This is a genomic window from Pseudomonas sp. H1_D05, from assembly GCF_054682705.1.
In genome coordinates, this window is record NZ_CP162825.1 from 4,388,067 (window position 1) to 4,408,135 (window position 20,069).

The following is a 20,069-nucleotide window of genomic DNA, read 5'->3' on the forward strand; positions in this document are numbered from 1 at the left end:
TTTTTCCTCTTTATCAAACTTCGAAGGTCGTTTGCGATTGGTCTTTCGTCATTCAGGGCGTGAAAAATATAGGCCTGAAAAAGAGGATTGTTCAATGGCTGCGTAGTTGCTTGTAACAAATGACTGTTATTCGGATTTCGGTAATATTTCGTCGTGGTTTTATTAGGTGTTTTTGGTTGTAGGAGTATTCTGAAGTATCGATAAGCGAAGGGCTTTTTATTGGTGCTTTCTGTAATTCATAGCGCAGATGACATTAGAGAAGTACACGCAGTTGTAGGACGGAGGATAAGGTTACAAATTCGTGATTGACGCAACCGCAGCCAGCGAAGTTGCCTCAATTCCAAGGAGCGTTTCTTTTAAAACCTGACATCCGCACTGTCGATTACTCGTGCGAAGGCAGCGCCGAGGGTTGCTTTGTGATGTTTGATGATCGCTTCGGCCGCTAGCTGGCTAGGGGTCAGGTGACGTACTGGGCAATGCCATTGCCGAATGACCAGTTCTCTTTTTTCACCTCGACCAGATTGATGAACACGTCTTCCGGGCGCACCGCCAACTGCGCGTGCAGGCGCTCGGCGATGGTTTTGAACAGCAACTGTTTTTTCTCCACTGTGCGCCCTTCGCTGATGGTGATCTGAATGAATACCACGCCGTCGCTGCGCTGGATCCCCAGATATTGCGGATCGTAGACCAGGTGCTGGCCATCGTGCTCGGTCAGGATCTGAAAGTTGTCGTGCTCGGGCACATCTATACAACTGCGCAGGGCGGCGTAGATCTGCTCGCCGATGCGTTTGGCGAAATTGGGGTCGGGGTTTTGTCTGATGTCGACGCGAACCAATGGCATGGGAAGGCTCCGCAGGGCAGGGGGACTCATTTCACGCTAGATCATGTGGGCCAAATTGAAAGGCACAGGTACTTGATCGCGAGGTGTTTTCTGAAAGGTCTCTGTATGAGGCTGCCTACCTGAATCGCGGATTTTGCCTACGAAAACGCCGGATTCATCCGCTATCTGGCGCGAGATGATTTAGGAAATCATGAGGGCACAAAGCAGTCCCGCCAGTCACTGCCAATAGCCAAGGAAGGCGCATGCTTCAGGACGATCGCGAAAACCTGGAGCTCCAAAGGCTCCTGAATGAAACACGGAAACTCGTGGCGGAAAGACAAAAGCTTCTGGCTGAAGCAAAAAAGCTAAAGAGAGAGACGAGTTTTTATCCACTCGCGGTATTGGCTGGAGTGGTGACCGCAATCACTGCAGTAGTAGGCGTTTTTTTCAAGGTTTGAGTGTTCACGCTTCACAACAATCAGACCCATGACCCAAAAGGAAATCAAGATGAGCACATTTGACCGCAAGGCTATGATTGAACTATCGGATCGTGAGTACGATGAGTCGGTCGAAAGAATGCGTATCAAGGACAAGGACGATATGTATCCAATCTGGGGGATGCTGGCGTTCGGCATTTTTTGTATGTCGCTCGGATTCATCCTGGCACGATCAATCTGATCGATTCCTCGCGACTGCATCAAACGTTGGAGCTTGCCAGAAAACGACACGGCGCCTACCTGAAGCCGACAGTTATTTTCTCAAAAACGACACACCTCTAAACTGCTCCGCATAACCATTCCTCAGCTAAGTCTTTGCTTCTGCTCATTTATCGCGGAGAATCGCGCCCCTGTTTCGGCCGGAGCATGTCTGTCGGTTTTTTCCGACGCGTCTGACCGAGTGGCAAGTGACCGGAATGCGGAGATCCGACCGGATGAATGATCAGGCCAATAGCGTCGAAGAGCGCTTTGATGCAGCAGCACCTGCTGAACTTTCGAGCTGGAATCGCCAGGACACCACCTGGATGTTGGGACTGTTTGGGACGGCCATCGGCGCCGGTACCCTGTTTTTGCCGATCAACGCAGGACTGGGTGGCTTCTGGCCGCTGGTGGTCCTTGCGCTGCTGGCCTTCCCGATGACGTTCTACGCGCACCGTGGCCTGACCCGCTTTGTGCTTTCCGGTCGTGAAGGCGCCGACATCACTGAAGTGGTCGAGCAGCATTTCGGCATCAAGGCCGGCGCGCTGATCACCTTGCTGTACTTCTTCGCGATCTTCCCGATTCTGCTGATCTACAGCGTCGGTCTGACCAACACGGTCGCCAGTTTCCTTGAGCATCAATTGCACATCACGCCGCCACCGCGCGCGCTGCTGTCGTTCTTGCTGATCCTCGGTCTGTTGGCCGTGGTGCGTTGCGGTGAGCAGGCGATCGTCAAAGCGATGAGCCTGATGGTGTATCCGTTTATCGTCGCGCTGCTGTTCCTCGCCGTTTACCTGATTCCACACTGGAACGGCGGCATTCTCGCCACGGCTTCGCACGTGCCGGCACCGTCGGCGTTGCTGCATACACTGTGGCTGGCGATTCCGGTGATGGTGTTCTCGTTCAACCACTCGCCAATCATTTCGGCGTTTGCGGTCGATCAGAAGCGTCGTTATGGTGTCCACGCTGAAGAGCGCAGCTCGCAGATCCTGTCCCGCGCACACCTGTTGATGGTGGCGATGGTGCTGTTCTTCGTCTTCAGTTGCGTGTTGACCCTTTCGCCGGAGCAACTGGCCGAGGCCAAGGCGCAGAATCTGTCGATCCTGTCGTACCTGGCCAACCACTTCAGCAATCCGACCATCGCTTTCGCAGCGCCGTTGATTGCGTTTGTGGCGATCTCCAAATCGTTCCTCGGTCACTACATCGGTGCCAGCGAAGGTCTCAAAGGCCTGATTATCAAGAGCGGCAAGCGCCCGGGCGCCAAGGCGCTGGATCGCATCGTGGCGGCCTTCATGCTGGTGGTGTGCTGGATCGTGGCAACCCTGAACCCGAGCATTCTGGGCATGATCGAAACCATCGGCGGCCCGGTGATCGCGGCGATTCTGTTCCTGATGCCGATGTACGCAATCCGTAAAGTGCCAGCGATGGCCCGCTATCGCGGCCAGGCCTCGAACGTGTTTGTAACGGCTGTCGGCCTGGTAGCGATTTCGGCGTTGATTTATTCGCTGACCGCGTAAGCTACAACTCCAGATACTCAGCTACAGTGGCCGCTGCATACGACGTATGCAGCGGCTTTTTTCGTCTGGAGACAGTGGATTGTCGAGCGCCCCGCAACCTGTAGAACAACCCAATCGCTGGCGGGATGTACTCGCCGGTCTATCGATAGCCGGTCTCTTGCTGCCCGAAGCGGTGGCGTATTCGACCATTGCCGCGTTGGCGCCTCAGGCCGGGGTGATCGCCCTGTTTGCCGGACTGTTCTGCTACGGGGTATTCGGTACGAGTCGCTTTGCGATTGTCTCGGCGACGTCTTCTTCGGCGGCTGTGCTGGCGGCGGCGACGGCGACGCTGGCCAATGGTGACCCGCAATTGCGCTCGACCCTGGCAGTCGGCCTGGTGTTGGTCACGGGCGGGTTGTTTCTATTGGCTGGGCTCTTTCGTCTGGGCAGTGTCACCTCTTTCATCGCCAAACCGGTTTTGCGCGGATTCGCCTTCGGCCTGGCGCTGACCATCATTCTCAAACAGGTCGCCAGCGTGGTCGGCGTGCATCTGACCGACGCCAATCTGGTGCGCTTCGCCCCGCAATTACTTGAACAGCTGCCGCAATGGAACTGGCCGGCCGCGGCTGTTGCGGCCCTCGCACTGGTATTGCTCGGAGTATTTTCACGATTCCCGCGGGTGCCCGGTGGCTTGCTGGTAGTAGTGATCGGCATCGCCGCCGGGCAATGGTTGAATCTGTCGGCGTACGGCGTGCAGATGATCGGCATTATCGACCTGAGCCTGGAAGTTCCCAACCTGCCGGTGCTGCCATTCGCCGACTGGCTACGGCTGGGGGAGGTGGGTTTTGCGCTGGTGATGATTCTGTATGCGGAGTCTTACGGGTCGATCAGTGCGTATGCGCTCAAGCATGGCGACCGCGTCACCTCAAACCGTGATCTGTTGGCGCTAGGCGCATCGAATCTGCTCTCCGGGTTGTTTCATGGTATGCCGGCCGGGGCAGGGTACTCGGCGACCTCGGCGAATGAAGCAGCAGGTGCGACGTCACGCTGGGCCGGCGGTGTGGCGGCGTTGGTGGTGTTAATCATCGTGCTGACGGTGTTGCCGTGGATTGCCCTGACCCCGGAGCCGATCCTCGCCGCGATTGTCATGCATGCGCTGGGTCGCGGTTTGAGTCTGCAGCCACTGGGCCGCTACTTCATCTGGCGCCGGGATCGTGTGCTGGTGATCTGCGCGGTTTCGGCCGTGTTGGTATTGGGCGTGCTGGACGGTCTGCTGGTTTCGGTGGCGATCAGTGTGCTGCTGATGCTCAAGCAGATGTCGGCCGCGGACATTCAAGTGCTCGGGCGGATTGATGGCGGGCACGATTTTGTCGATGTGCAGCGTCATCCCGTTGCGCAAACGGAGCCTGGCGTACTGATCATTCGGCCCAGTGAGGCGTTGTTCTTTGCCAACGTTGAGCGGATTCTGGGCGCAGCGTTACGGCTGATCCGCCATGCAGATATGCCGGTGCATACAGTGATTCTGAGTCTCGAGGAGACGCCGGACCTGGATGGCACCAGCATTGAGGCGATGCAGGAGTTCTTTGTGCGGGTGCATCAGGAAGGCAAGCGTTTGATTCTGGCGCGGCTCAAGCATGAGGCGCTGGCGGTGCTGGAGGCGTTGCCTGAAGTGCAGGCCAACGCTGTGATCCTCAGCGGTTTGAGCGTTGATGGCGCCGTGCAGAAAGCCCTCACACTAAACCCGTAACCCTATCGGGGAAATGCAGGTCTCTTGTCTGGTAAGAATCAAATGTGGGAGCGAGCCTGCTCACGAAAGCGATTCATCGTCCAATAGTTACATCGACTGACACACCGCTTTCGCGAGCAGGCTCGCTCCCACAGGGTCTATGTGTGAGGCATAAAAAAACGCCGCTCATCTCACGATGGGCGGCGTTTTTCAGTGCGTTGTAACGTTAGGCTTGAACGACCGGGATATTGGCGTTCGCAGCAGCTTCACGGAACTCGGCGATCTGGTCGAAGGACAGGTAGCGGTAGATATCAGCCGCCATGCTGTCGATCTTGCCAGCGTATTCCATGTACTCCTCGACGGTCGGCAGGCGACCCAGGATCGAAGCCACGGACGCCAGCTCGGCCGAAGCCGGGTAGACGTTCGCGCCGTCGCCCAGACGGTTCGGGAAGTTACGGGTCGAAGTCGAGACCACGGTGCTGTTCGGCTCAACGCGTGCCTGGTTACCCATGCACAGCGAGCAGCCTGGCATTTCCATGCGCGCGCCAGCCTTGCCGTAGATGCCGTAGTAGCCTTCTTCGGTCAGTTGGTGAGCGTCCATTTTGGTCGGCGGCGACAGCCACAGACGGGTTGGCAGCTGACCCTTGACCTGATCCAGCAGTTTACCGGCAGCGCGGAAGTGACCGATGTTGGTCATGCACGAACCGATGAACACTTCGTCGATCTTCTCGCCAGCAACGCTGGACAGCAGACGGGCGTCGTCCGGATCGTTCGGCGCGCACAGTACCGGCTCGTTGATGTCGGCCAGGTCGATTTCGATGACTTCGGCGTATTCGGCGTCGGCATCGGCTTCCATCAGTTCCGGGTTGGCAACCCAGGCTTCCATCGCTTGGGCGCGACGTTCCAGGGTACGCGCATCGCCGTAGCCTTCGCCGATCATCCAGCGCAGCAGGGTGATGTTGGAGTTCAGGTACTCGGTGATCGACTCTTTCGACAGCTTGATGGTGCAACCGGCAGCCGAACGTTCGGCCGAGGCGTCGGACAGTTCGAACGCCTGCTCCAGGGTCAGACCTTCCAGACCTTCGATTTCCAGGATGCGGCCGGAGAAGGCGTTTTTCTTGCCTTTCTTCTCGACGGTCAGCAGACCGTTCTGGATGGCGAAGTAAGGAATGGCATGAACCAGGTCACGCAGGGTGATGCCAGGTTTCATTTTGCCTTTGAAGCGCACCAGGATCGATTCCGGCATGTCCAGCGGCATAACGCCGGTGGCTGCGGCAAACGCAACCAGACCGGAACCGGCCGGGAACGAGATGCCCATCGGGAAACGGGTGTGCGAGTCACCACCGGTACCCACGGTGTCTGGCAGCAGCATGCGGTTCAGCCACGAGTGGATGATGCCGTCGCCCGGACGCAGGGAAACGCCGCCGCGGGTCATGATGAAGTCAGGCAGGGTGTGGTGGGTGGTCACGTCGATCGGCTTTGGATACGCCGCGGTGTGGCAGAAGGACTGCATCACCAGGTCAGCGGAGAAGCCCAGGCACGCCAGGTCTTTCAGTTCGTCACGGGTCATTGGACCGGTGGTGTCCTGAGAACCCACGGTGGTCATCTTCGGTTCGCAGTAGGTGCCAGGACGAACGCCTTGGCCTTCTGCCAGACCGCAAGCCTTGCCGACCATCTTCTGCGCCAGGGTGAAACCCTTGGTGCTTTCAGCTGGGGCTTCCGGCTTCTTGAACAGGTCGAACGGTGGCAGACCCAGTTCGGCGCGAGCCTTCTCGGTCAGGCCACGGCCGATGATCAGCGGGATACGGCCGCCGGCACGGACTTCGTCCAACAGCACTGGGGTTTTCATTTCGAAGGTGGTCAGGACTTCGTCGGTGCCGTGTTTGCAGACTTTGCCAGCATGCGGGTACAGGTCGATCACGTCGCCCATGTTCATGTTGGAAACGTCGAACTCGATTGGCAGTGCGCCGGCATCTTCCATGGTGTTGTAGAAGATCGGAGCGATTTTGCTGCCGAAGCAGAAACCGCCAGCACGCTTGTTCGGCACGTAAGGAACGTCGTCGCCGAAGAACCACAGCACCGAGTTGGTGGCCGATTTACGCGACGAACCGGTACCGACCACGTCACCGACGTAGGCGATCGGGAAGCCTTGACCGCGCATTTCTTCGATCTGCTTCATCGGGCCAATAGCGCCCTGCTGATCAGGAACGATGCCGTCGCGGGCCATTTTCAGCATGGCCAGGGCGTGCAGCGGGATGTCTGGACGCGACCAGGCATCAGGAGCAGGGGAGAGGTCGTCGGTGTTGGTTTCGCCGGTTACCTTGAACACGCGCAGGCTGATCTTGTCGGCCAGGGTCGGACGGTTTTTGAACCACTCGCCGTCAGCCCAGGATTGCAGCACGGCTTTAGCGTGAGCGTTACCGTTCTTGGCTTTTTCCGCGACGTCGTGGAACGCATCGAACATCAGCAGGGTGTGCTTGAGTTGCGCGGCAGCGACTGGCGCCAGCTCGGCGTCGTCCAGCAGGTCAACCAGAGTGACGATGTTGTAGCCGCCCTGCATGGTGCCGAGCAGTTCTACAGCGCGTTTTTTGTCCAGCAGAGGGGAGGAAACTTCGCCCTTGGCCAGTGCAGACAGGAAGCCGGCTTTGACATAGGCCGCTTCGTCCACGCCTGGTGGAATGCGATTGGTGATCAGGTCAACGAGAAATTCTTCTTCGCCAGCCGGAGGGTTTTTCAGCAGCTCGACCAGGCCTGCTGTTTGTTCGGCGTTAAGCGGCTGGGGAACGATACCCAGGGCTGCACGCTCTTCGATATGTTTGCGGTAGGCTTCAAGCACAGTTATTACCCTCATCAGTGGTCCCAAATGGGTGTCCGGGACGCTCATCCCGAAATTGCCGTACTCATGCTCCTCACGACGTTGTGGGTCGTTCGGCCAGAATTACCGGCAATTCCTTACAGAAGCTGCTTTCAAAGTTTTACGCCTGCAGAACGGGGAGCTGATGAGGGTTGGCGCTGGATTTTTCCCCGCTGGAAAAATCCCTCGCCAACACCGCTCTGAAGGAACGACTGTGCTCGTGACGCTTTGAAAACAGCTTCTAACGGACATTGGCGCCTTAAAAGGCTGGCTGATTCTACGGCAAAAAAAATTTAAAGGTAAGTCGGGCTCTATTGGACTTTCGTGGCAATGCGCGTGGCCAGGGCAAACGCCGCGCGTGGCTGTGACCCTGAAGTTTGAGGGGTGATCAATGCCCGACAAAGGGCTAACATGCCGACCTGTTCCGCGTTTCAGTGTTTTACCTACCTTATGCCCAATCAGACCATCAAGACCCCCTGCGTCGGCCTCTGCTCCACTGTTTACGGTGATCTGGTGTGCCGTGGCTGCAAGCGTTTCCACCACGAAGTGATCCACTGGAATGGCTACAACGAGGAAGAAAAACGTGCGGTGTGGTTGCGTCTGGAGCAATTGCTGTCACAAGTAATGGCGGCGAAGGTCGAGATTTTCGATTCGGCGCGCCTGCGCGAGCAACTGGAACAGCGCAAGATCCGCTTCGTGCCGCATCAGTCGGAATATTGCTGGGCGTATCAGCTGATTGCCCGTGGGGCGCGGGTGATCATTAATCTGGAAGCCTACGGGATGGTGTTGCTGCCGGAGTTTCGCGACTGGAACCTGCCGGAATTGCGCGATGCCATTGATCGGGAATTCTTCCTGCTGTCGGAAGCGCATTATCAGCGCTACATCGCCCCCGGATTCCTCAAAGACGCCTTTGGCGCCTGAAAGCTTCGCGAGCAAGCTCGCTCCCACACTTGGAATGCGTTTTTCTGTAGGAGTGAGCCTGCTTGCGATAGCGGTCTGTCAGTCAACACTGTTGTCGTATGACACACCGCCATCGCGAGCAGGCTCACTCCTACAGGGATCGCATTTCAATTTGAGCTGTTTAGTGCTTCACCGCCAACTCCACCAGGTGATCCTCAACCTCCTGCGGCTTGAGCACCAGCACATCACTCTCCAGTTCATCCAAAACCACTTCAGCCGTATTGCCAATCAGCGCCCCTGACAACCCGGTCCGCGCCACCGTGCCAATCACGGTCACCGCCGCTTGCAGCTTGTGCGCCATGAACGGAATCAACACGTCCGCCGGGCCTTCCTCGATGTGCAGATGCTCATCATCGACATCGAATTCCGCCTGAAACGCTCGACATTGCTCGCGGTAACGCGCCTCGATGGTTTCGCTCAGTTGCAGCGTCGGGTCTGCAGCCGACAGCATCGGTGATGGATGAGCAGCGATCACATGCAGATGCGCCTTGGCCAGGCTGGCGATGTCGTAGCCATGATCAATGATCGTCGTGTGCAAATGCCGATGTTCACCATCGGCATTGCCCACGTCCACGGCTGCCAGAATCACCTTGTCCTTCCACGAACCGGCGGTTTTCACCAGCAGCACCGGGGTAGGGCAGTGGCGCAGGAGCTTCCAGTCCGCCGGGGTCAGCAGGGCCTTTTTCAGTGAGCTGTCGGGGAAATGCTGCTTGATCACCAAACCGCAGCCCTCGGCCTGCTGCACCTCGATGATGGTTTCATGCAGGCTCTCGTTCCAAGCCTGTTCGGTGGTCACGCTGTAGCCGTCGGCGATCAGCGCGGCTTTGAGTACGCCAAGCATGCCGGCGTGGTCGTGCTTCTTGTCGCACACCAGCAGGTGCAGATGGGCCTGGGTCACGCCGGCGATCAATTTGGCGCGCTTGAGCGCCAGGCTTTCCGAATGTTCGGGTTCGATGACCACCAGAATGCTGCGAATGGCTTGCATGAGCGGAGTCTCCAGCAAAGAAAAGGCACGGCGTTGCACAACTATAGTTGCTGTCCGATCGTGCGCGACTTGATGCATATCAACGCCAGCCGCTGGTGGTCTGCGGACAGGCCGGTATAATCGGCGCCCTTCGCTCGAACACCTTTTACCGTGAGCCCCATGATCCTTCCCGAAATCCACGAATTCCTTGGCTGCCGCACCCCCGACGCCTGGGTTCAGGCCGCCCTGGCCGATCAGGAAACCCTGCTGATCGACCACAAGAACTGTGAGTTCAAGGCTGCCAGCACCGCCCTGAGCCTGATTGCCAAGTACCATTCCCACGTCGACCTGATCAATATGATGTCGCGTCTGGCCCGGGAAGAACTGGTGCACCACGAGCAGGTCATGCGCATCATGAAACGGCGCAAGATCGAACTGCGCCAGCTCCACGCCGGTCGTTACGCCTCGGGCTTGCGCAAGGTGGTGCGCAGCCACGAGCCGGTGAAACTGGTGGATACGCTGGTGGTCGGCGCGTTTATCGAAGCACGCAGTTGCGAGCGTTTCGAAGCACTGGTGCCGCATCTGGACGAAGAACTCGGCAAGTTCTACTTTGGCCTGCTGAAAAGTGAGGCGCGGCATTTTCAGGGTTATCTGAAACTGGCCTATCAGTACGGCGATGCGAAGGATATTGCTCAGGTCATCGACAAGGTCCGCGCCGCCGAGCAGGAACTGATCGAGTCGCCGGACGAAGAATTCCGCTTCCACAGCGGTGTGCCTGCACAAGATTGTTAAAAACTCTTAAGAGTATGAAACATCACTGAAAACCGGCCCCAGCGGCCGGTTTTTGCTGCCTGAAGCAAACGCCTTCATCGCGATTGCCGCCATAATGCCGACCACTTCACACATGGGCGGCAGACGGTCGTTATGGATAACCTGGGTTTTGGCAAACTCCTGCTGGTGGAAGACGATGAGCGCCTCGCCGCGCTGATCGCCCACTTTCTCGAACAACACGGCTACGAGGTGCGCACGGTGCATCGCGGTGATCTGGCCGTGGCTGCCTTTCTCGAATTCAAACCGAAAGTCGTGGTGCTCGACCTGATGTTGCCGGGGCAGAGCGGTCTGCACGTGTGCCGGGAGATTCGCAGCGTGTCGGACACACCGATCGTGATTCTGACGGCCAAGGAAGATGACCTCGACCATATCCTCGGTCTGGAGTCCGGCGCCGATGACTACGTGATCAAACCGATCAAGCCACCGGTATTGCTGGCCCGGCTGCGAGCGCTGCAGCGGCGGCAGGTGCCGGACAGCAATGTGGTGAGTTTTATGGAGTTCGGTCAGTTGAGCGTCGACCGCAGTTGCCGTGAAGTGCGGCTGGCGGGCGAGGTCATCGAAATGACCACCATGGAATTCGAGCTGCTGTGGTTGCTGGCCAGCGCGGCCGGCAAAGTGCTGTCGCGGGATGACATTCTCAATCGCATGCGCGGGATTGCCTTCGACGGGCTCAATCGCAGCGTCGATGTGTACATCAGCAAATTGCGCAACAAGCTCAAAGACAATCCCCGCGAGCCGATGTGTATCAAGACTGTGTGGGGCAAGGGTTATCTGTTCAATCCGTTCGCGTGGGAGCTGTAGATGCTGCGGTTATTTCTCGGGCTGTTTCTGGTCATGACGTTGGGTCTGGTGCTGGCCTTGCAGACGGTCGAGCGCACTTTTGATGCCTTGCTCGATTATCAGATGCAGGACTACAACCGTGAGGCCGTGCGCGGCCAGGCCTGGACGTTGGGCCAGCAGTTGCGCGACCTCGACGGCCCGGCCCGGGAACAACAGCTGGAAACGATCCGCCCGCATTACGGTTTGGGGCTGACGCTGGTCGACGCCTCTGAACTGGCCCTGAGCGACGAGGAAAAAGCCGAGCTGGCCAAAGGGCTGTTGGTGATCCGCGACAAGTACACCCAGTACATTTCTGCGATTGACGAGGGGCCGCAGTTGCTCAGCATCCGCTTGCCGGCCGAGCCGAGCCTGATGCCGTTCTACATCGCCGCAGCCTACCTGATGATCGCCGTGCTGATCGGCATCGTGCTGTTTTTCTGGGTACGTCCGCACTGGCGTGATCTGGAGAAACTGCGCCTGGCCGCCGAGCGTTTCGGCGATAACGACCTGTCGGTGCGCATTCAATTGTCGAAACGCTCGAACATTCGCGATCTGGCCGAACACTTCAATCTGATGGCGGCGCGCATCGAAGGGCTGATCGCCAATCAACGTGAGCTGACCAATGCCGTGTCTCACGAACTGCGCACGCCGATCGCACGGCTGTCGTTTGAACTCGACCAGCTCAAGCAACAGCCGGACGCCAGTCAGAACCGCGAGCTGATCGCCGACATGTACGCCGACCTTGGTGAACTGGAGGAGATGGTGTCCGAGCTGCTGACCTACGCCAGCCTTGAGCGCGGCGCAACGGTGATCAAGCGCGAAAACATCCAGGCCGCCAATTGGCTTGATAGCGTAGTTGGCAGCGTGGCGCTTGAAGCAGAGGCGGCGGGCGTGCAGTTGCTGATCGCGGATTGCCGGATCGACACAGTGCGCATCGAACCGCGATTCATGGCGCGGGCGGTGATCAATCTGCTGCGCAACGCGATTCGTTATGCCGAGCAGCGCGTGGAGGTGACGCTGGAACGCACGGGCGATTATTACCAGGTGCGGGTCAACGACGACGGGCCGGGCGTGCCGGTGGATGGGCGCGAGAAAATCTTTGAACCGTTTTCGCGGCTGGATGCCAGCCGCGATCGCCGTACCGGCGGATTTGGTTTGGGCCTGGCGCTGGTGCGGCGGGTGTCGCAATCCCATGGCGGGCAGGTTGAGGTGGGCGATTCGCCTTGGGGTGGGGCGTCGTTCCGGATGACTTGGGCGCATCTGGATTGAATGCGCTGCCCTGTGCCGGCCCCTTCGCGAGCAGGCTCGCTCCCACATTGGATTTGTGAACGCCAGAGATCATTGTGGGAGCGAGCTTGCTCGCGAAGGGGTAAGTCCAATCCGTATTTTTGCTACTGCCCCACCGCTATCGCGAGCAGGCTCACTCCAGGGGGGAGCCTGGAGTTACGCGGTCAGCGGGTCAAACCGAGGCGTTCATGCCATTGGGCAATGGATTCTTCGGGGTAGACGTCAAACTGTTTGTCTTTCGCTTTAACGTCGATTTCCACCCACGGTGCTTTCGAGCCGAGCATCAGATGCGTATGTTCCGGCGGCACCGGCAACGGTGTGTCGATGGCCGAGGCAAACGGGTGGATCAGTTCCGGCCATTCCGGGCTGAACAGCCACAAGCCGCTGCCGCACAATGAACAGAAATGCCGCTCGGCCGTGCTGCGATGGGCGCGCTGGTCGCCTTCGTCTTTCATCTTCGCGTGGTAAATGCTGATGTGTTTGCGCCCGCGCACCTTGAGGCTGGTCGCGTCGCCGCCAAGGTTGATCGCATAACCGCCACCGCCCTGAGTCTTGCGACAGATCGAGCAGTAGCAGCGTTGATAAGGGTAGGGATGGGCGCTGGTGAGGCTGAATGTGACCTCGCCACAATGGCAGGAGCCTTCGAGTAGCATGGTTGCTCTCCCGTTTTTGGATGTGCGGTTGAGCCTAGAACATTCACCACGATGGCGGCCGGTGTGATTCGACGGGCGGGCGCAGCGTCTAGCCCCAGTGTCCCCGCAATCCCATGGGGCGAGACTTCGGAACCCGGCATGCAAGCGCTGTTGAACGAGATTCTTGACGCTGTCCGCCCGTTGATCGGGCAGGGCAAGGTGGCTGATTACATTCCTGCCCTCGGCACCGTGCCGGCCAATCAGCTGGGCATCGCCGTGTACGGCAACGACGGCGAGATGTATTGCGCCGGTGACGCCGATACGCCGTTCTCGGTGCAGAGCATTTCCAAGGTGTTCAGCCTGGTGCAGGCGATCGATCATTCCGGCGAAGCGATCTGGGAACGCCTCGGACACGAGCCGTCCGGGCAGCCGTTCAACTCGCTGGTGCAGCTGGAATTCGAGCGCGGCCGGCCACGCAATCCGTTCATCAATGCCGGCGCGCTGGTGATCTGCGACATCAACCAGTCACGCTTCGCCGCACCGACCCTGTCGATGCGTGACTTCGTCCGGCGTCTGTCAGGCAATCCGCAGATCATGATCGACGGCAAAGTCGCCGATTCCGAATACCAGCACCGCGCGCGCAATGCGGCGATGGCGTACCTGATGCAGTCGTTCGGCAACTTCCACAACGACGTCGAAGCGGTGCTGCGCAGTTATTTCAGCCACTGCGCGTTGCGCATGAACTGCATTGATCTGGCGCGGGCGTTCTGCTTTCTGGCCAACGACGGTTTCTGCAAACACAGCGGCGAACAGATCCTCACGCGTCGGCAAACCCAGCAGGTCAACTCGATCATGGCCACCAGCGGGCTGTATGACGAAGCGGGCAACTTCGCTTATCGCGTTGGCTTGCCGGGCAAGAGCGGTGTCGGCGGCGGGATTGTCGCGGTGGTGCCGGGGCAGTTCACGGTGTGCGTGTGGTCGCCGGAGTTGAATGCCGCCGGGAACTCGCTGGCGGGCATGGCGGCGTTGGAGATGCTTAGCGCGCGGATTGGCTGGTCAGTCTTCTGATCCGATCACACAAACACCACAAAACCCTGTGGGAGCGAGCTTGCTCGCGAAGGCGTCAGGTCAGCCAACATTGATGTATCAGATCCACCGCTTTCGCGAGCAGGCTCGCTCCCACAGGATGTTGTTGTCCACAAGGGTTTTGTGTTGCCTGGGGGGAGGGTGTTCCTATACATTTTCCGGCCGCTCCCTGCATGGTGAATCCGCTTCATGTCTCTCGCGCTCGAACGTCTAGTCGCTGGCACGCCGATCCCTTTCGCTGGTAACCGCGTCACCGTGGTCAGCCCCGAACTGGCCGCGCGCTTTCAGCCCGGAGACCATCTGCTGGTGGAGCAGGTCAGTGGCGAGTTGCTGTTGATTCCCGTGGCGGATCAGCAAGCTGCGTCGGTAGCGATCGAGCGCGCGGCAGCGGCATTCACGGCGTTGTCGGCGGTGTCCGATGAGGCCATCAGCCAGTTTTTCGACCTGTTTGCGCAACGTCTGGAAACCCCTGCGTGCTGGGCTCACATCGAAACCGCCAACCGCGCGGACATCGAACGGGCCAAGGCGCGCGGTCGTTCCACCACCCGATTGCTCGCCGATGAGCGCATGCGTGGCGACATGATCGCCGGCCTGCGCGCCTGGCGGGATGCCGCAGCCACGCGCGGCAAAGTCATCAGCAGCGTTGAGCATGATGGCTGGAAGGTCGAGCAAGTGGTTTCGCCGTTGGGCATCGTCGCGTTTGTCTTTGAAGGCCGGCCGAACGTGTTCGCCGACGCGGCGGGTGTCTTGCGCACTGGCAACACCGCCGTTTTGCGCATTGGCAGCGATGCGTTGGGCACCGCGCAGGCCATTGTCACTCATGCGTTGAACCCGGCGCTGGCCGATGCCGGTCTGCCGGCCGGCGCGGTGTCGTTGGTGGAAAGCGTCAATCATGCCGCCGGTTGGGCGATGTTCGCTGACCGGCGTTTGTCGCTGGCGGTGGCGCGCGGTTCGGGTCGTGCGGTCAGTCAGTTGGGCAGTATCGCCCAGCAGGCTGGCACCGCTGTCAGCCTGCACGGCACGGGGGGCGCGTGGTTGATCGCTGATCGTGATGCCGATGCCACACGTTTCGCCGCCGTGGTGCGCAACTCGCTGGATCGCAAAGTCTGCAATACGTTGAACGTCTGCCTGATCCAGCGTGATCGCGCGTCGGAACTGGTGCCGTTGTTTCTTGAGGCATTGCAACAGGCCGGCACCGCGCGTGGCCAGAGCTGCAAATTGCACATCGTCGAAGGCAGCGAAAGTTGCTTGCCGAGCGAGTGGCAGAACGCGACGGTCGAGGTCTATCGCGCCGAGGGTTATCAGACCGAAGCACTGGCCGAACCCTTGGCGGAATCGGCGTTGGGCCGCGAGTGGGAATGGGAAGAAACCCCGGAAGTCAGCCTGATGATCGTTGACGATCTGGATCAGGCGATTGCGCTGTTCAACCGCTACAGCCCGCAGTTCACTGTGTCGTTGATCAGTGAAGACGCGCAGGTTCAGGAGCGCTTTTACAACGCGGTCAACGCGCCGTTCGTGGGCAACGGCATTACCCGTTGGGTCGATGGGCAGTACGCGCTCAACAAACCAGAGTTGGGGCTTTCGAACTGGGAGAGTGGGCGCTTGTTTGCGCGCAGTGCGATTCTTTCCGGTGACGGTGTGTTTACTGTTCGTAGCCGGATGACCCAGATCGACCTCACAATAAAACGCTGATCCCGTGGTCTGTGATCGTTCCCATGCTCCTGCGTGGGAACGCAGCCCGTGACGCTCCGCGTCACTGGACGCAGAGCGTCCCCGGAGGCATTCCCACGCAGAGCGTGGGAACGATCAGTTGCTCAGGCGGCGTGCGTACTTTGTGCATGGATCGCGCAAGTCGCTGGTTGCTCGGCCAGCGGCACAAACGTGCGGCGGTCGGCGGACAGCGCATCGATCGAACCGGTCTCAATGTCATACACCCAGCCATGCAGATTCAGCAGGCCTTTTTCCTGAGCCAGACGCACACTTGGGTGGGTCTGGATATTCGCCAGTTGCGCGATCACGTTTTCGCGCACCATCGAACTCAATTTCGCCGCGTCATTGGCATGCGGTCGTGATTCGTTAACCACTTTCGCCGACTCGGCATGCTGCAGCCAGCCGCTGACGGCGGGCAGGTGATCCATGCATTTGCACTGGGCGATCGCCGTCATCGCACCGCAGTCCGAATGGCCGCAGATCACAATGTCGGTCACGCCGAGCACCGCCACCGCGTATTCCACCGTCGCCGAAACCCCGCCCGGATGCGGGCTGTAGGACGGCACAATATTGCCGGCATTACGGATGACGAACAGCTCGCCGGGCTCTTGTTGGGTCAGCAGTTCCGGCACTACACGGCTGTCGGAACAGGTGATGAACAACGTGCCGGGCTGTTGCGTGGTCGCCAGGTGTTTGAACAGTTCGGTACGTTGCGGAAACGCTTCGTTCTGGAATTTCAGGAAGCCATCAATCAGGTTTTTCATGGTGTTGTCCTCTCAGTTCGAGCAACCGCTGCCGAATTCGCTGTATTGAAGAATGTGCTTGCCGCCGTGGCTGTCCAGATACGTCATCTCGACCGGCACCACGCCACACACATCGGCGACCGGAGTAATGTTCAGCACTTGGGCGATATCCAGTTGCATGCCGTAGCGATAGGCGACGGCTTCGTCAGCGGCAGATGCCTGGACGGAAAAGCCGCCGAGCAGGGCCAGGATCAGTAGAATTTTTTGCATGGGGCAGCCTCCAGACGCAGTGGTGACGGGTAACCATTTGGGGTGGGTTGGCCCGCACGCAGGGTGCGGGCCGGTGCGGATCAGAACGGACGCAAGGGCAGGAACTTGCCGTCGAGGGTGACCACCGCGCGGGAGCCGCCTTCCGGGTCTTCGACTTTCTTGATGTCGAGCTTGAAGTTGATCGCGCTGATGATGCCGTCGCCGAACTGCTCGTGAACCAGGGCTTTGAGGGTGGTGCCGTAGATCTGGATCATCTCGTGGAAGCGGTAGATGGTCGGGTCGGTCGGCACACCGCTGAGGCTGCCACGCAGCGGGATGATCTGCATCGCCGCGACGTCTTCAGCGCTCAGTTCCAGCTTGTCACCGACCACTTGGGCGGCGTTTTCCGGCAGCGGGTGCTGACCGAGCAGGGCAGCGGTGACGTACGCCAGGCTCAGGCCGGTGTCATCGGCGAGATCCTGCCACGACAGATCTTTGCGTGCCTTGGCGTCGAGAATGCGGGTGGTCAGGGCCAGGCTGGTGTCGTTGTAGGCGTGGGACTGTTGCATGGTGTCACTCCTTTCAGGGGTTGGCTTGCTGTGTGGGATTGATCTTCTGCCGATTCATCCATAGCGTCCAAGACCGATATACAATGCTTCGCATAAGTCCTTCCTATAGATGGTGTTGCCATGCTGCTGCGACATTTGCGTTACCTGCTGGCCGTTGCCGATCACGGCGGCTTTACCCGTGCCGCCGAGGCGTTGCATGTTTCACAGCCAACCCTGTCGCAGCAGATTCGCCAACTGGAAGAGACACTGGGGGTCAATCTGTTTGATCGCACCTCGCGAACGGTCAAACCCACCGATGCTGGCGAGGCCTACATCGAATGCGCGCGACGGGTGCTGGTGGAGCTGGAGGCGGGCAAGCGCGCGTTGCATGACGTGAAGGATTTGTCTCGCGGGACGTTGCGTCTGGCGATGACACCGACGTTCATGGCTTACCTGGTCGGGCCATTGGTGCGCGATTTTGCCGCGCGCTATCCGGGGATTCATCTGCAGATTTTCGAGCTGTCGATGGACGACATCGAGGCGGGGCTGGCAGATGACTCGCTGGATATTGCGATTGCGTTTACGCCGGTGCGCAATGCTGATATCGAATGCATTCCGGCGTTTACCGAAACGCTGGGGATCATGGTCGGGCGGGAGCATCCGCTGTATGACAGTGTGGCGGTGCTGACACCGGAGGATATCGCTTCACTGGATTTTGCCTTGCTGGCGCCGGACTTCATCACGCGGTTATCGGTGGATGAGTATTTTCGTCAGCATGGGATTACGCCGCAGGTGCGGATCGAGGTGAATTCGGTGAGTACGTTGCTGGAAGTGGTGCGTCATTCGCCGCTGGCGACGATGCTGCCGCAGGCGATTGCGACGGAGGATCGGGCATTGCGTCGGTTGCGCGTGGAGAGCGAGGCGCCGCAGCGTGGAGCGGCGTTGTTGCGGCGGCGCAATAATTATCACAGTGCGGCGGCGGTGGCGTTTGTGGAATTGGTGTTGGACATGGGAAGCCCCTCACCCTAACCCTCTCCCTGAGGGAGAGGGGACTGACCGAGAGATGTTGGAGTAATACGCCGACCTGAAAGTGTTTTGCTGAATCCATAATCAACTCGGTGTGTCCGGTTGACGGATGATTTTATACAACTCGATCGGCTCCCTCTCCCTCGGGAGAGGGCTGGGGTGAGGGGCCACAATTCCAGTCACGCCATATCAATGCGAGCGAACAAAAAAAGGCCTGCTTCCTTTAAGGAAGCAGGCCTTTCAATTATTTAATGACTAACTCAGCAGAACCGATCAATCACCCGAACTTCGTTGTGGTTCTGCATCGAATCCCACGCCTGTTTCAGCGTTTGCAGAACATTACCGATGAAGTCCTTGTCGGCCGCGGCTTTCTTGCCAACATAACCGTGGCCGCGGCGGTACATCTTCAGGCGGGCCAGCAGGTTCTGATGGTTGCGGTCGAACTCGTCTTCGTCAGCATGGGTAGCCAGGCAGTCGATATGCACCTGACCCGACTTGCTGATCCAGAGAATATGGCTGTCATGGCTGTCTTTCTGCGCAGCGAACATACGAGCCAGTTCTTCGATAGTAGGTTGATTGTTCAGATTCATGATATTGCCCCTTGACCAGTCTGGTGATCTTTCAAAGTTGATTCGCTAATACAGGTAGCCCATCGGTTAGTTGATCCCTGGCACCGAAACCAGGACGTCAGCGCTCGCCCGTGTGAAGTACGGGGTCGTGCATCTGTTGCATGTAGTCGTGTTGAATAACTGCTACGCAATAGCGTCACAACGAGGAGAAGCAGCGAAAACCGGGAGGCTCCTTGACGACATTTACCGTGTCAGCCACAAGCGTCTTGAGAATTTTCGCCAGCGCTTCTCGTCCTTGTACTGGACGTTCAGGCCAGGTCAGCTTCTTCAATCTGCCTTGTGGGCAGCGTGTATCCGGAAAAAACAACTCGGCGGTCAGACGAGTTTGCTCAAGCGTGTTACCGATGTTCCCGATCGGGGAACGTCTTCATCATGCAAAAGCAAAACGACGCCGTCAACGGTTTTGTAGTGATTATTTTTGTTCACTACATATTGTCGGACAAAGCTGTTTTGGAATGAGAAAGAATCCGTTCAGGCGACGGAAAAAGGCGTATTCAGCACGTAGAAAGTGCACGGATAACCGTCCACTTCGCGCTGCTGGCGGGTGAAATCGCCGCCGCTCAATTGCGGGATGAGCCCAGCCCAGAAGCGTTGTGCCGGCAGGTTGGCGTCGATATGGAAAATCTGCCACTGACCGGGGATCTGGCTCAAGAGGGCAGAGACGACAAACTGCGCGACGCCTTGGCCACGAAAGCGTCGGGCGATGAAGAAATAGCCGATGTTGTGTTCGGCCCCGGCGATGTGGATTTCGTTATCGACGGTCACGAAGCCGGCGAGTTCGCCATTGACGCGAATAAGGAACGGTTGGGTGGCCGGATGGCGCCAGTAGTCGATTTTCGGCTGGATCGAGAAAAAGCCGTGCTCGGCGAGCTTCAGTGGCAGCCACTCGCTGAAGTCGTACATGTAGAACTGCATGAGGTTTTCGATGATATCCAGCTCATCGCGCTGAGCGGGGTGCAGTTCGATATTGGCCATGCGCCGGGTTCCTGAAAGT

Annotated in this window: 20 protein-coding genes; 11 read left to right on the top strand and 9 right to left on the bottom strand. The window is 58.6% G+C overall.

Annotated elements, in window-relative coordinates:
• Positions 1-457 precede the first annotated feature (457 nt).
• Positions 458-841, bottom strand: a complete 384-nt coding sequence (locus tag AB4O11_RS19815; protein WP_460128027.1) for a tautomerase family protein — start codon at positions 839-841, stop codon at positions 458-460.
• A gap of 242 nt (positions 842-1,083) precedes the next feature.
• On the opposite strand from AB4O11_RS19815, the gene AB4O11_RS19820 reads away from it, so the two are divergent.
• The 4 genes from AB4O11_RS19820 to AB4O11_RS19835 all read left to right on the top strand — a co-directional run bounded on the left by AB4O11_RS19820 (position 1,084) and on the right by AB4O11_RS19835 (position 4,758).
• Positions 1,084-1,278, top strand: coding sequence for a hypothetical protein (locus AB4O11_RS19820; RefSeq protein WP_016982943.1), 195 nt, complete (start codon positions 1,084-1,086; stop codon positions 1,276-1,278).
• A gap of 49 nt (positions 1,279-1,327) precedes the next feature.
• The gene (locus AB4O11_RS19825) at positions 1,328-1,498 is read left to right on the top strand and encodes a hypothetical protein (RefSeq protein ID WP_016982944.1); all 171 of its coding nucleotides are present in this window, start codon (positions 1,328-1,330) and stop codon (positions 1,496-1,498) included.
• 253 nt (positions 1,499-1,751) lie between these two features.
• On the top strand, positions 1,752-3,032 hold the full coding sequence (locus AB4O11_RS19830; protein ID WP_460128029.1) for a serine/threonine transporter: 1,281 nt from the start codon (positions 1,752-1,754) through the stop codon (positions 3,030-3,032).
• Positions 3,033-3,111: 79 nt separating this feature from the next.
• Entirely contained in the window at positions 3,112-4,758 is a 1,647-nt protein-coding gene (locus AB4O11_RS19835) for a SulP family inorganic anion transporter (protein WP_460128032.1), read from the top strand.
• Positions 4,759-4,963: 205 nt separating this feature from the next.
• Here AB4O11_RS19835 and acnB read toward each other — a convergent pair whose 3' ends face one another.
• On the bottom strand, positions 4,964-7,573 hold the full coding sequence (gene acnB, locus AB4O11_RS19840) for a bifunctional aconitate hydratase 2/2-methylisocitrate dehydratase (protein WP_460131121.1): 2,610 nt from the start codon (positions 7,571-7,573) through the stop codon (positions 4,964-4,966).
• A gap of 468 nt (positions 7,574-8,041) precedes the next feature.
• Here acnB and AB4O11_RS19845 point away from each other — a divergent pair, with 468 nt between their 5' ends.
• On the top strand, positions 8,042-8,512 hold the full coding sequence (locus AB4O11_RS19845; RefSeq protein WP_064117650.1) for a DUF1289 domain-containing protein: 471 nt from the start codon (positions 8,042-8,044) through the stop codon (positions 8,510-8,512).
• 160 nt (positions 8,513-8,672) lie between these two features.
• On the opposite strand, the gene AB4O11_RS19850 is transcribed toward AB4O11_RS19845, so the two are convergent.
• Positions 8,673-9,536: a universal stress protein gene (locus tag AB4O11_RS19850; RefSeq protein ID WP_093437084.1), complete on the bottom strand. Its 864-nt coding sequence runs from the start codon at positions 9,534-9,536 to the stop codon at positions 8,673-8,675.
• A gap of 159 nt (positions 9,537-9,695) precedes the next feature.
• Here AB4O11_RS19850 and AB4O11_RS19855 point away from each other — a divergent pair, with 159 nt between their 5' ends.
• The 3 genes from AB4O11_RS19855 (at position 9,696) to AB4O11_RS19865 (ending at position 12,434) form a co-directional block, all read left to right on the top strand.
• On the top strand, positions 9,696-10,307 hold the full coding sequence (locus AB4O11_RS19855; protein ID WP_093437087.1) for a MiaE family protein: 612 nt from the start codon (positions 9,696-9,698) through the stop codon (positions 10,305-10,307).
• Positions 10,308-10,439: 132 nt separating this feature from the next.
• Complete coding sequence (locus tag AB4O11_RS19860) at positions 10,440-11,147, top strand: winged helix-turn-helix domain-containing protein (protein ID WP_093437091.1); 708 nt, start codon at positions 10,440-10,442, stop codon at positions 11,145-11,147.
• The gene (locus AB4O11_RS19865; protein ID WP_116255393.1) at positions 11,148-12,434 is read left to right on the top strand and encodes an ATP-binding protein; all 1,287 of its coding nucleotides are present in this window, start codon (positions 11,148-11,150) and stop codon (positions 12,432-12,434) included.
• 182 nt (positions 12,435-12,616) lie between these two features.
• Here the strand turns inward: AB4O11_RS19865 and AB4O11_RS19870 are convergent, their stop codons facing one another.
• Positions 12,617-13,105, bottom strand: a complete 489-nt coding sequence (locus AB4O11_RS19870; protein WP_099758672.1) for a GFA family protein — start codon at positions 13,103-13,105, stop codon at positions 12,617-12,619.
• A gap of 138 nt (positions 13,106-13,243) precedes the next feature.
• Here AB4O11_RS19870 and glsB point away from each other — a divergent pair, with 138 nt between their 5' ends.
• Together glsB and AB4O11_RS19880 are read left to right on the top strand one after the other, a co-directional pair.
• Positions 13,244-14,152, top strand: coding sequence for a glutaminase B (glsB, locus tag AB4O11_RS19875; RefSeq protein WP_186623487.1), 909 nt, complete (start codon positions 13,244-13,246; stop codon positions 14,150-14,152).
• Positions 14,153-14,359: 207 nt separating this feature from the next.
• Positions 14,360-15,862, top strand: coding sequence for an aldehyde dehydrogenase family protein (locus tag AB4O11_RS19880; RefSeq protein ID WP_460128036.1), 1,503 nt, complete (start codon positions 14,360-14,362; stop codon positions 15,860-15,862).
• A 122-nt stretch (positions 15,863-15,984) separates the two neighbouring features.
• Here the strand turns inward: AB4O11_RS19880 and AB4O11_RS19885 are convergent, their stop codons facing one another.
• From AB4O11_RS19885 to cynS, 3 genes are all read right to left on the bottom strand, one after another.
• Positions 15,985-16,644 (bottom strand): carbonic anhydrase, encoded by a 660-nt coding sequence (locus AB4O11_RS19885; protein WP_460128037.1) that lies wholly within the window; start codon positions 16,642-16,644, stop codon positions 15,985-15,987.
• Positions 16,645-16,656: 12 nt separating this feature from the next.
• Positions 16,657-16,893 carry a DUF2790 domain-containing protein gene (locus AB4O11_RS19890; RefSeq protein ID WP_093437110.1) on the bottom strand — a complete coding sequence of 79 codons (237 nt, stop codon included), beginning with the start codon at positions 16,891-16,893 and terminating at the stop codon, positions 16,657-16,659.
• 80 nt (positions 16,894-16,973) lie between these two features.
• Positions 16,974-17,441 (bottom strand): cyanase, encoded by a 468-nt coding sequence (gene cynS, locus AB4O11_RS19895; RefSeq protein ID WP_093437115.1) that lies wholly within the window; start codon positions 17,439-17,441, stop codon positions 16,974-16,976.
• A 120-nt stretch (positions 17,442-17,561) separates the two neighbouring features.
• On the opposite strand from cynS, the gene cynR reads away from it, so the two are divergent.
• Positions 17,562-18,449 carry a transcriptional regulator CynR gene (gene cynR / locus AB4O11_RS19900; RefSeq protein WP_460128038.1) on the top strand — a complete coding sequence of 296 codons (888 nt, stop codon included), beginning with the start codon at positions 17,562-17,564 and terminating at the stop codon, positions 18,447-18,449.
• 257 nt (positions 18,450-18,706) lie between these two features.
• Here cynR and AB4O11_RS19905 read toward each other — a convergent pair whose 3' ends face one another.
• Both AB4O11_RS19905 and AB4O11_RS19910 read right to left on the bottom strand, forming a co-directional pair.
• Positions 18,707-19,036, bottom strand: a complete 330-nt coding sequence (locus AB4O11_RS19905; RefSeq protein ID WP_160039397.1) for a hypothetical protein — start codon at positions 19,034-19,036, stop codon at positions 18,707-18,709.
• A gap of 510 nt (positions 19,037-19,546) precedes the next feature.
• Entirely contained in the window at positions 19,547-20,050 is a 504-nt protein-coding gene (locus AB4O11_RS19910; RefSeq protein WP_460128040.1) for a GNAT family N-acetyltransferase, read from the bottom strand.
• Positions 20,051-20,069 lie beyond the last annotated feature (19 nt).

Excerpts from the sequence above, each read along its gene's own strand:
- AB4O11_RS19815 (WP_460128027.1), bottom strand. The coding sequence starts at position 841 with ATGCCATTGGTTCGCGTCGACATCAGACAAAACCCCGACCCCAATTTC.
- AB4O11_RS19820 (WP_016982943.1), top strand. The coding sequence starts at position 1,084 with ATGCTTCAGGACGATCGCGAAAACCTGGAGCTCCAAAGGCTCCTGAAT.
- AB4O11_RS19825 (WP_016982944.1), top strand. The coding sequence starts at position 1,328 with ATGAGCACATTTGACCGCAAGGCTATGATTGAACTATCGGATCGTGAG.
- AB4O11_RS19830 (WP_460128029.1), top strand. The coding sequence starts at position 1,752 with ATGAATGATCAGGCCAATAGCGTCGAAGAGCGCTTTGATGCAGCAGCA.
- AB4O11_RS19845 (WP_064117650.1), top strand. The coding sequence starts at position 8,042 with ATGCCCAATCAGACCATCAAGACCCCCTGCGTCGGCCTCTGCTCCACT.
- AB4O11_RS19850 (WP_093437084.1), bottom strand. The coding sequence starts at position 9,536 with ATGCAAGCCATTCGCAGCATTCTGGTGGTCATCGAACCCGAACATTCG.
- AB4O11_RS19855 (WP_093437087.1), top strand. The coding sequence starts at position 9,696 with ATGATCCTTCCCGAAATCCACGAATTCCTTGGCTGCCGCACCCCCGAC.
- AB4O11_RS19860 (WP_093437091.1), top strand. The coding sequence starts at position 10,440 with ATGGATAACCTGGGTTTTGGCAAACTCCTGCTGGTGGAAGACGATGAG.
- AB4O11_RS19865 (WP_116255393.1), top strand. The coding sequence starts at position 11,148 with ATGCTGCGGTTATTTCTCGGGCTGTTTCTGGTCATGACGTTGGGTCTG.
- AB4O11_RS19870 (WP_099758672.1), bottom strand. The coding sequence starts at position 13,105 with ATGCTACTCGAAGGCTCCTGCCATTGTGGCGAGGTCACATTCAGCCTC.
- glsB (WP_186623487.1), top strand. The coding sequence starts at position 13,244 with ATGCAAGCGCTGTTGAACGAGATTCTTGACGCTGTCCGCCCGTTGATC.
- AB4O11_RS19880 (WP_460128036.1), top strand. The coding sequence starts at position 14,360 with ATGTCTCTCGCGCTCGAACGTCTAGTCGCTGGCACGCCGATCCCTTTC.
- AB4O11_RS19885 (WP_460128037.1), bottom strand. The coding sequence starts at position 16,644 with ATGAAAAACCTGATTGATGGCTTCCTGAAATTCCAGAACGAAGCGTTT.
- AB4O11_RS19890 (WP_093437110.1), bottom strand. The coding sequence starts at position 16,893 with ATGCAAAAAATTCTACTGATCCTGGCCCTGCTCGGCGGCTTTTCCGTC.
- cynS (WP_093437115.1), bottom strand. The coding sequence starts at position 17,441 with ATGCAACAGTCCCACGCCTACAACGACACCAGCCTGGCCCTGACCACC.
- cynR (WP_460128038.1), top strand. The coding sequence starts at position 17,562 with ATGCTGCTGCGACATTTGCGTTACCTGCTGGCCGTTGCCGATCACGGC.
- AB4O11_RS19905 (WP_160039397.1), bottom strand. The coding sequence starts at position 19,036 with ATGAATCTGAACAATCAACCTACTATCGAAGAACTGGCTCGTATGTTC.
- AB4O11_RS19910 (WP_460128040.1), bottom strand. The coding sequence starts at position 20,050 with ATGGCCAATATCGAACTGCACCCCGCTCAGCGCGATGAGCTGGATATC.